The following is an 8445-nucleotide window of genomic DNA, read 5'->3' on the forward strand; positions in this document are numbered from 1 at the left end:
CCGCGCTGGCGACTGCTCAGGAGTCGTTGAGGGGGCGCACCATCGTGGCGTAGATCGGAGCGTCCGGGAACGGCTGCTGGTCGCCGACGTTGCTGTATCCCCAGCTCTCGTACAGAGCCTTGACCTTGGGGTGGGTCGGCTCCACCAGGAGCGTGACGCGCTCCTCCGGGCGGCTGGCCAACAGCTCCTCATGGATGCGGTGGGCCAGGCCGGTGCCGCGCCAGGGCTGGCGCACCATCAGCTCGAACAGAGCCAGTGTGCGCTTGCCGTCCTCGTCCGCGTACCCCTCCGGCAGCGGCTCCAGCATCCCGGCCCACCAGGCGGATCCTGCGGGGAGCGTGGAGGCGAATGCGTATCCGGCGGCCTCGCCTCCGTCGTACGCCACGACGGCTTCCCACCCGGGCCGGGAGGCGTAGCCCTCCAAGCGCTGTTCGAACCGCTCGACGGAGAAGAACGGGTCTGAGAGTTGGTCGGCGTAGACCTCGGCGTAGAGGGCCACCAGGGTCGGCCGGATCTCGGCGAATCGGTCCAGGCCGTAGCGGATGAGCTTGATCGTGTCGGCGGGCGCGGTCACTGGGCGGCTCCTTGGGATGGTCGGGTCAGGTCCCGGGCGCGTTCGTTCCATTCCTGGGTGATCGCGGCGCCGGGCGCCTTCATGTTCAGGGCGGAGGTGAAGGTGCCGAGGAGGCGGGGGACGCGGCCGGTGGGCACGGTGCCGGGCGGCGGCATCACGGTGGAGGCGGTGACGGTCGCCTGTTCCAAGTCGCCCTGGCTGAGCTGCGCCAGGGCGGCCTGTGCGGTGTAGTACGCCCGGTTGCGGTGTTGGTCGGGGTTGAGCGCGGCCAGGCACTGGTGGGCGTGGAACTCGGCCTCGTCGGCGCGGCCCAGCCGGTAGTGGGTAATGCCCGTCAGGCCGTGTAACTCGCCGAGCGTGTAGAAGCCCATGGAGGCCGGGCGGAGTTGGGCGAGGTCGGCGCGGCCGTATGCGGATGCGGCTCTCTCCAGGGCGCGCAGGGACCTGTTGTGGTCGCCCGCGCTCGCAGTGGCCAGGGCCAGGCGGGCGTGACTGAGGGAGGCGTACAGAGGATCCCGACGGTGGACTGCGGTCATCATGGCGGCCTCGGCGGCGGCGATGGCGTCGGCGTGACGGCCGCGCTGGTCGGCGAGCATCGCGGCGTACCGCCATGTCTGGTGCTGCACCTGGCCGTCGCCGGAAAGGCCGGCGAGGGTGACGGCCTGTTCCATGTAGCGCTGCGCGTCGTTGAGGCGGCCGGAGTCGACGGCGGCCCACATGGCGGTGGCGGTGAAGGCGGCGCCGAGGGCGTACAGGCGGCTGCGGACACGGCCGGTGGCGCTGCCGTTCTGCTGGAGGCCCAGGGTGCGCCGCACCTCCAGGTTCGCCTTTTCCTCCAGGTCCTGGCCGCCGCCGTTCTTGTCGTCCTCCTCGTACAGCTCGGCGAGCCGGTCGCGGAGGCGCTGCACGTCGGCCAGGCCCACGGTGGGGCGTGCGGCCGTTCTGGGAGGAGTGGCAGCAGCGTTGGGCGCGGTAACCGCCAGGGCGGTGCCGGTGGTGGCCGTTATGAAGGCGCGGCGGCGCACGGGGTCCTCCTGTGGTGCTGTGCCGGGCGCCGGCCTGCGCCCTCGGGGGACGAAGCCGAGGCGGGTGGCTGTCCGCCCGGTGACGTTCTCCAGGGCCAGGCGCTGACGGTCCTGGGGCCAACGGTTCTCCCCCGATAACCAGCGGAACACGGTGCGTTCGGAGACGTTCCCGCGTCGCCCCGTGAGCTGTTCCATGGCGTCGTTGACCAGCTCCGCCAGTTCGGCGACCTTGACCTCATGATGGTCCATCCAGTCCGCGAGGGCCTGGTTCGTGCTCCGCGCCATGGGATCACGGTAGGGGTTGGGCGCACACCGTCGTGAGTAAAGGGCTGGTCAATTCGTCAGGGTCGGCGCGAGCACGGCGGCGAGCTTCGTCATGCACACGGACCCCTCGGGGCCGGTTAGTTGGTGGCTACGGCACGCGAGCACCCCCGAGGGACGCGACGATGACGATGACCGCTGCACCAGTAGGACCACAGCGCTATCAAGAGCGCTATCCGGCGAAGCTAGAAGCCGCCCCGCAGGCTCGACGGGACATAGCACTGGCCCTGGAGACTTGGGGGCTCCCCCAGCTGGTGGACGTCGCCAAGCAGGTCGTCACAGAGCTGGTGGCGAACGCGGTTGAGCACACGGACGCGCACACGGTGAGCGCGTCGATCACCCGCACCGGCGAGGAGTCCGCGCGGATCGTCGTGACGGACACCTCCCGTGTCAGACCCACCTTGGGCACGCCGTCCCCGGAAGCCGAGCACGGCCGCGGCCTCCTCCTCGTCGACGCCCTCGCCCACGACTGGGGCAGTGAGCTGGTGCACGGCGGGAAACGCTTGTGGGCCGAGCTGCGCGCGGACGGCGAACAGTGAGCGTGCCCGCCGTGGCCGAGCTGCCGCGCGTCGACCAGCTCAGCCCGCGCCAACAGATGGCCATCGACTGCGCGCGCTGCGCCCGCCGGTTGGGGTTGGCCGGCCGTGTGTGGGGCGATGCGCGCCACCGCGGCCGATTGTTCCGGCTGTGGATCTGCCCGCCCTGCGCCGAACGCACGCCACTGGCGGCGCCCGTTGAGCCGCCGCCTGGTGCCGGAGACCGAGCGCCCAGCACCGGGCGGTGAACAACCCCGCTCCGCTCCCACACAGCAGGCTCCCCAACCGGGGCGGAGCGGGTCCGCAAGAACCTCGCCGACGCCCTCGGGCGTGGGCGGGGAGGAGTTCAGTCCGAGCAACAGCAACGACAGGAGGCATGTATGCCCACGGCAGCACTCGTCCCGTTCGGTGCCCGCGCCGAGCGCACCCCGTACACCGTGACCCTGGATGCAGGCTCGTTCACCTACGACCCGGCCCGACAGGTCAACGTCATGACCGACGGCACCGGCGCCCTGTGGAGCCGGTCCACGTCGCTCGCCGGGAGCTGCACGAACACGAACTGGGACAGCAAGAACGACGACACGGCCGACCCGTACCTGATGCGGTGACACAGCACCTGTCCGGCGGCCCGGTGCTGGTCGTCACCAAGGAGCTGGACCCCGCGGCGGACCTGGTGGTCGACGAGCTGACGACCCGGCACGTGCCGGTGATGCGGTTCGACATGGGGGAATTCCCCCGGACCATCTCCCTGTCCGTCGAGCACGCTGCAGCACCCTGGGCGGGGGTCCTGGCTGACGAGTACCGCTCCGTGCGGCTGGAGGAGGTGAGGGCCGTCTACTACAGGCGGCCCCGCCTTCCCGCCGTCTCCGAGCAGATGGAGGAGCCTCACCGCACGTGGGCGAACGAACAGGCCCTCGCTGGCCTGCTCGGCACGCTGTACGCGCTGCCGGTGACCTGGGTCAATCGGCCCGAGGTGGACGGCATGGCCTCCCACAAGCCGGGACAGCTCCCGGTGGCGGCGGCCCACGGGCTCCGTACGCCCCGCTCGCTGATCACCACGGACCCGGAGGCGGCCCGAAAGTTCTGCCACCAGGTGGGCGGCCGGGTGATCTGCAAGCCGCTCATGGGCGGCCCGCTGGAGTACCCGGACGGCCGCCGCACCGGGGTCCCGACTCACCTGGTGGACGCCGACGCCATCGACGACTCTGTGTCCCTGACGGCGCACCTGTTCCAGGAGTGGATCACCAAGAGCCACGAGGTGCGGCTGACCGTCGTGGGGACGGAGATGTTGGCCGCTGAGATCCACGCGGGCAGCGACGCGGCCCGGGTGGACTGGCGCAGCGACTACGACGCACTCAGCTACGACGTGGGCAAAGTGCCGGACGACGTACGGGCGGGCGTGCTGGGCTGGCTGGAGCACTTCCGGCTCAACTTCGGCGCGTTCGACTTCGCCGTCACCCCGGCCGGCGACTGGGTGATGTTCGAGTGCAACCCGTCCGGAGAGTGGTCCTGGATCCAGAACCGCACGGGCCTGCCCATCGCCGCGCACATCGCCGACCTACTCGCCAAGGGACGACCATGACCATGCACACCGAGGAGCGCGCCGAGCAGCTGCGCGCGGGGCTCGCTGACGGCCTGGAGGCCAGCGGCCAACTCACCGATCCGACATGGCGGAAGGTGTTCGAGACCGTTCCGCGCCACCCCTTCGTGCCGGAGTTCTGGACCCTGGCGGGCGAGGGGCCGCGACGGGTGACGTCCGCTGATCCGGACTGGCTTGACCTGGTGTACACGGATGACGCGCTGGCGACGCAGCTCACCGACGGCGTGGCCACCTCGTCGTCAACGGCCCCGGGCCTGATGCTCGCCATGCTCCAGGCGCTCGACGTCGCCGACGGTCACCGGGTGCTGGAGATCGCGACCGGCACCGGCTACAACGCGGCGCTGCTGTCGGAGCGGCTGGGCAGTCACCAGGTCGTGACCGTCGAGGTTGACCCGGTGCTGGCGCGGCTGGCTGATTCACGGCTGCGGCGCAGCGGCTACACCCCGCTCGTCCATGCCGGGGACGGCCGCGAGGGATACCCGGGCCGGGCCCCGTACGACCGGCTCATTGCCACCTGCGGTTTCAGCACGATCCCGGCGGCGTGGCTGGAGCAGGTACGGCCCGCTGGCCTGATCGTGTGCCCGCTCGGCTGGGGCACGGTGCGCCTGGTCGTGGCCGACGACGGCCGCGCCGAGGGCCGGTTCCTTCCCGCCCCCTCCTACTTCATGACCGTGCGCGACGCTGGCACCACCGGCACCCCGGCCCATCCCGGCAGGCCGGAGGCGACGAGCGGCCGACTCACCGGCCTGGACCTGGCCGCCGTCGCCGAGGACGAGGCGTTCCGCTTCGTGCTGTCCCTCGTCGCCCCCGACACCGCGTTCGCTTTCGAGCGCGCCGAGAACGGCAGCGTGACGGCCGTGGAGCTGTGGGGCGCTGACGGTGCCTGGGCACGCGCGGAGGACGGCAAGGCACGGCAGGCCGGGCCGCGGCTGCTGTGGGATTCGGTGGAGGCCGCGCACGAACTCTATGTCGAGCACGACCGCCCCGGCCGCGAACGCTTCGGCGTGACCGTGACCGCCGAGGGACAGCGCATCTGGCTGGACACGCCGGGTCGCCCGGTGCCTGTCGCCGCCGCAACGGCCTGAGCCCGTACCTCCCCATGCGAGGCTCCGTGTGACCTACCGGGCGTTGCGCGGAGCCTCGTCCCTTCTGGATTCGATAGTGAGGACTCCGTGACCTACGCAACCCGTCTGGATGTCGCTGACGCGTCCCTGGCCGTCACCTCCTACAACGCGGACGTCACCGACTGGTCGCGCCGCTACTTCGGGCCGTGGTGGAACGCTGCGGAGGCGTCGCCGGAGAGCGTCTGCGCGTCCCCGGTGGTCGCCGCCAACGTTGACTTTCATCAGTACGAGCGCCTGCACCTGGGGGTGATCGGTTCCCCTCACGCGAGCACCACGTACGCCAGGACCCAACTGCTTGTGGCCCGTGACGAGACAGAGGGCGTCATCACGGCCGTCTCCAAGTGGCCGATGCTCGCCTACCAGTCCGAGCCCGCCACCGGCCGCCTGACGCTCTACGGGTGGGACACCGAACCTGTCGCGACCGCTGCCGCTCGCCTGGCGCGGGAGATGATGCGCGGGCTGCTGCTGCGTTCCGGCTGGTCGGTGCTCCACGCCTCCGCCGTCTCGCTCGGCGGCCGGGTGATCCTCACGTTCGGGTCCAAGGGCGCGGGCAAGTCCACCACTGCCCTGGCCCTGGCCGCCCGTCACGGCTGGGAACTGCTGGCGAACGACCGCGTGTTCGTCCGCGTCAACGCGGGCGGGGGCGTAAATGTACTGCCGTGCCCCGCAGCCGCCGCCGTCGGCCTCGGGCTCCTGGACGCCCTCGGCTGGTACGACCTGGCACGCGAGCGCCTGGAGGCCGGTGAGTCCCTGCACCCCACTCAGGACCAGCGCGTGACGGACGCGCTCATGGACGGTCGGCGCGAACCGCTGTGGAACGGCGAGCGGGAGCTGAAAGCGCAGATCTGGCCCGACCAGTTCCCGGCCTGGTTCAACGTGGGCCTGTCCACCGGCGGGCAGGCGGCCGTGCTGCTGTTCCCTCGCATCGAGGCCGGCGCCACCCCGGCCGAGGAGGAGGACGGCCGCACGCTGGGGGAAGGCGACTTCATGAGCGGGCAGACCGAGGACCGTTACCCCGACGTGTTCGGCCTGCTCGGTGTCGACGGCGGCGGCACCGCCGACGCCCGCGCGGCGGTCGCCGAGCACCTGGCCAAGTTGCCCCGTCACTCCGTCGTCCTCGGGCACGACGTGAATGCGAACGCGGACTTCCTGCTGAAGCTCGCCGCCGTGTAAGGCCCCCGCGCATGGCGCTGCGCCGGGCCCCCGCATGTGCCAGCACGGTGCCAACGGCCAGGAAAACAGCAGGTCAAGGGCTGCAAATCGCAGCCCTTATGCGGTTGGACCCTTGGCCTGCGTCGTCATCACGGCGTTGACGCGACGCCCGATCGGGCCCCTTGCGCCCGGTAGGGTACGGCCGCCCGGCCCTCCGTCTGGCACGCCTCGTCATCGGTGGCCTGCTCCGCAGTGACGGAGGGCCGCGGCGCCGCCGCGCGCCCTCTGTGCTCCGCCGAGACGGAGCGTTCTCCAGGTCGCGAAGCTCACCGCGTGAGCTTGCGCCGGTACGCCCCGGCCGCTCCTGCCCGGGGAACGGTCCGCATCGGAGCACGCACGCGCATCGGCCGGTGGTTGCGGGCGGCGTACACGGCAAGGGCGCAGGCAATCACGCAGTCGTCGTGGTCCGACTGCCGCTCTGCCTCCAGCCGCTCGGGGCCGGCCTCCACGCTGGACGCCTTGACCCGGTACGCCAGCAGCTCCCGGCGGACCACGGCAGCGTCGCGGAACGGGCCGAACGTCACCTCCCCCTGCTCCAGCGCGGCCACCATCGGGTCGATAAGCGCGGTCTTGGCCACGGTCCACCGGCCCATGCGGTGCTTGGCCTCGCGGCCCCCGGTGATGACGACGGAGACCAGCTGCACGCGCGGGTCCTGCGGGAGAGCCGCGGCGACCATCTCGACAACGGCGTCCCCGATGCCGGTGGCGTCGACGAGGACCAGGACGTTCCCCACCTTCTCCAGCACCTTGCCCACGGCGGCCGACAGGCGCCGGGCCTGCGTCATGTAGTGCCCGCCGGCCTCCGCCCCGGTGGCCAGCGGCAGCCGCGTGACGGAGTGGAAGAACAGGCCGGACGCCCCCGGCAGCAGGAGCGCGACGGCGGAGTGGTCGGTGCGCTTGCCGAGGTCGACCCCGAGGACGGCCAGGCCCGGGCCCGCGTCGAGGGGCGGTTCCTCGGCGGCCAGGACGGCGGCGACGTCCTCGGGCACCGGCTGGTCGTTGGCCTCGCACCACTCCGCGAACGCGGTCGGGTAGTACGTGCGGGCGTACCGCTCGCAGGTGGGGCAGGTGCAGCGCCCGGCGAGGAAGTCGCGGCCCATCCGCCGGGCCTCCCGCTCGTTGACGATGACGCTCATTGGTCGGTCTCCTCCTGGCCCAGCAGCACGGCCGTCAGGTCGAGGTCGAGGTGATGCGCGCGGGGAGAGGCGGCGAACGCCCCGGCGACCGCGACCGGGTCAAAGACGCCGTCCTCGGCGCCGGTGAACTTGCACTCGTATTCGCGCTCGAAGACAGCCCGGGGCAACCGGCGCTGCTCGCCCCGCAGGAACTCCCGGTCGATGCGCGGGACGTCCCACGCGGTGATCAGGTGCCGCTCCCACTCCGGGTAGGTGTCCTCGTCGCTGACGATCTCGTACAGCCACCCGGCCGGGGACCCGGCGGAAGTCAGGCAGACGATCGCCCCGCCGGTCGCGGCCGTCGTCGGCACCACGGCCTCCCACGAGGACCGGGGCACGTAGGCACCCTCGTCGACGAGGAGGAGGTGTGCCGTCCAGCCGCGCAGCGACGTCGAGGACGCGGGCAGGACGATGATCCGGGACCCGTTGCGGAACCGGACCTCGGTCTGCGTGTCCTCCGCCCCGGCCGCCGCCGCACCGACGTACGGGAGCATTCCGCGGATGCGCTGCAGAACGATGCGGGCCTGGCGCTCCGTGGCGCTCACGATGAGCACCAGGGCCTCCGGGGTGAAAGCGGCCAGGTGCAGCGCCCGGGCCGCCGCAACGCTGCCCTTGCCCACCTGACGCGCGGCCACGATGACCACCCGCCGGGACGTCGAGGCGAGCGCCTTTTGCTGCCACGGGTCCGGACAGCAGCCGACCGCCCCGAGCGCCACCGACAGCAGGCCGGCGGGCGAGGACTGGACGGCCAGGGCCGCCAGACTCTCGCGGTCCGCAACGGGGCTAGGTCCTGTCTGGAGTTCGGATCAAGAGTGTGGTGCGATGCTTCGGAGCCAGAGCATCGCACCACACAGGTGCAGTCCGGCCTCGTAGCTCTC

The 8445-nt window shown here is 71.7% G+C and carries 9 protein-coding genes; 5 read left to right on the plus strand and 4 right to left on the minus strand.

Annotation, left to right across the window (positions count from 1 at the left end; all coding sequences use genetic code 11):
• Window positions 1-16: 16 nt before the first annotated feature.
• Both ACFYMU_RS32705 and ACFYMU_RS32710 read right to left on the minus strand, forming a co-directional pair.
• Window positions 17-574 carry a GNAT family N-acetyltransferase gene (locus ACFYMU_RS32705; protein ID WP_388381241.1) on the minus strand — a complete coding sequence of 186 codons (558 nt, stop codon included), beginning with the start codon at window positions 572-574 and terminating at the stop codon, window positions 17-19.
• On the minus strand, window positions 571-1884 hold the full coding sequence (locus tag ACFYMU_RS32710) for a Tat pathway signal protein (protein WP_388381242.1): 1314 nt from the start codon (window positions 1882-1884) through the stop codon (window positions 571-573). Before ACFYMU_RS32710 ends, ACFYMU_RS32705 begins: the two co-directional genes overlap by 4 nt.
• Before the next feature lie 161 nt (window positions 1885-2045).
• On the opposite strand from ACFYMU_RS32710, the gene ACFYMU_RS32715 reads away from it, so the two are divergent.
• The 5 genes from ACFYMU_RS32715 to ACFYMU_RS32735 all read left to right on the plus strand — a co-directional run bounded on the left by ACFYMU_RS32715 (window position 2046) and on the right by ACFYMU_RS32735 (window position 6353).
• Window positions 2046-2459 (plus strand): ATP-binding protein, encoded by a 414-nt coding sequence (locus ACFYMU_RS32715; protein ID WP_388381243.1) that lies wholly within the window; start codon window positions 2046-2048, stop codon window positions 2457-2459.
• 377 nt (window positions 2460-2836) lie between these two features.
• Window positions 2837-3064 (plus strand): putative ATP-grasp-modified RiPP, encoded by a 228-nt coding sequence (tgmA, locus tag ACFYMU_RS32720; RefSeq protein ID WP_388381245.1) that lies wholly within the window; start codon window positions 2837-2839, stop codon window positions 3062-3064.
• Window positions 3061-4038, plus strand: coding sequence for an ATP-grasp ribosomal peptide maturase (gene tgmB / locus ACFYMU_RS32725; protein WP_388381247.1), 978 nt, complete (start codon window positions 3061-3063; stop codon window positions 4036-4038). The genes tgmA and tgmB overlap by 4 nt, the downstream gene beginning before the upstream one ends.
• On the plus strand, window positions 4035-5141 hold the full coding sequence (locus tag ACFYMU_RS32730) for a methyltransferase domain-containing protein (RefSeq protein ID WP_388381249.1): 1107 nt from the start codon (window positions 4035-4037) through the stop codon (window positions 5139-5141). The genes tgmB and ACFYMU_RS32730 overlap by 4 nt, the downstream gene beginning before the upstream one ends.
• A gap of 87 nt (window positions 5142-5228) precedes the next feature.
• Window positions 5229-6353, plus strand: coding sequence for a hypothetical protein (locus ACFYMU_RS32735; RefSeq protein ID WP_388381251.1), 1125 nt, complete (start codon window positions 5229-5231; stop codon window positions 6351-6353).
• Between the two features lie 305 nt (window positions 6354-6658).
• Here the strand turns inward: ACFYMU_RS32735 and ACFYMU_RS32740 are convergent, their stop codons facing one another.
• Both ACFYMU_RS32740 and ACFYMU_RS32745 read right to left on the minus strand, forming a co-directional pair.
• A complete protein-coding gene (locus ACFYMU_RS32740; RefSeq protein ID WP_388381253.1) occupies window positions 6659-7528 on the minus strand; it encodes a hypothetical protein in 870 nt (289 codons plus the stop codon).
• Window positions 7525-8202, minus strand: coding sequence for a terminase large subunit domain-containing protein (locus ACFYMU_RS32745; protein ID WP_388381255.1), 678 nt, complete (start codon window positions 8200-8202; stop codon window positions 7525-7527). The genes ACFYMU_RS32740 and ACFYMU_RS32745 overlap by 4 nt, the downstream gene beginning before the upstream one ends.
• Window positions 8203-8445 lie beyond the last annotated feature (243 nt).

The sequence above is a fragment of the Streptomyces sp. NPDC007264 genome (assembly GCF_042869095.1).
Taxonomy (GTDB): Bacteria; Actinomycetota; Actinomycetes; order Streptomycetales; family Streptomycetaceae; genus Streptomyces.

Coding starts and splice junctions, on each gene's coding strand:
- ACFYMU_RS32730 (WP_388381249.1), top strand. CDS start 4,035: ATGACCATGCACACCGAGGAGCGCGCCGAGCAGCTGCGCGCGGGGCTC.
- ACFYMU_RS32710 (WP_388381242.1), bottom strand. CDS start 1,884: ATGGCGCGGAGCACGAACCAGGCCCTCGCGGACTGGATGGACCATCAT.
- tgmA (WP_388381245.1), top strand. CDS start 2,837: ATGCCCACGGCAGCACTCGTCCCGTTCGGTGCCCGCGCCGAGCGCACC.
- ACFYMU_RS32740 (WP_388381253.1), bottom strand. CDS start 7,528: ATGAGCGTCATCGTCAACGAGCGGGAGGCCCGGCGGATGGGCCGCGAC.
- ACFYMU_RS32715 (WP_388381243.1), top strand. CDS start 2,046: ATGACGATGACCGCTGCACCAGTAGGACCACAGCGCTATCAAGAGCGC.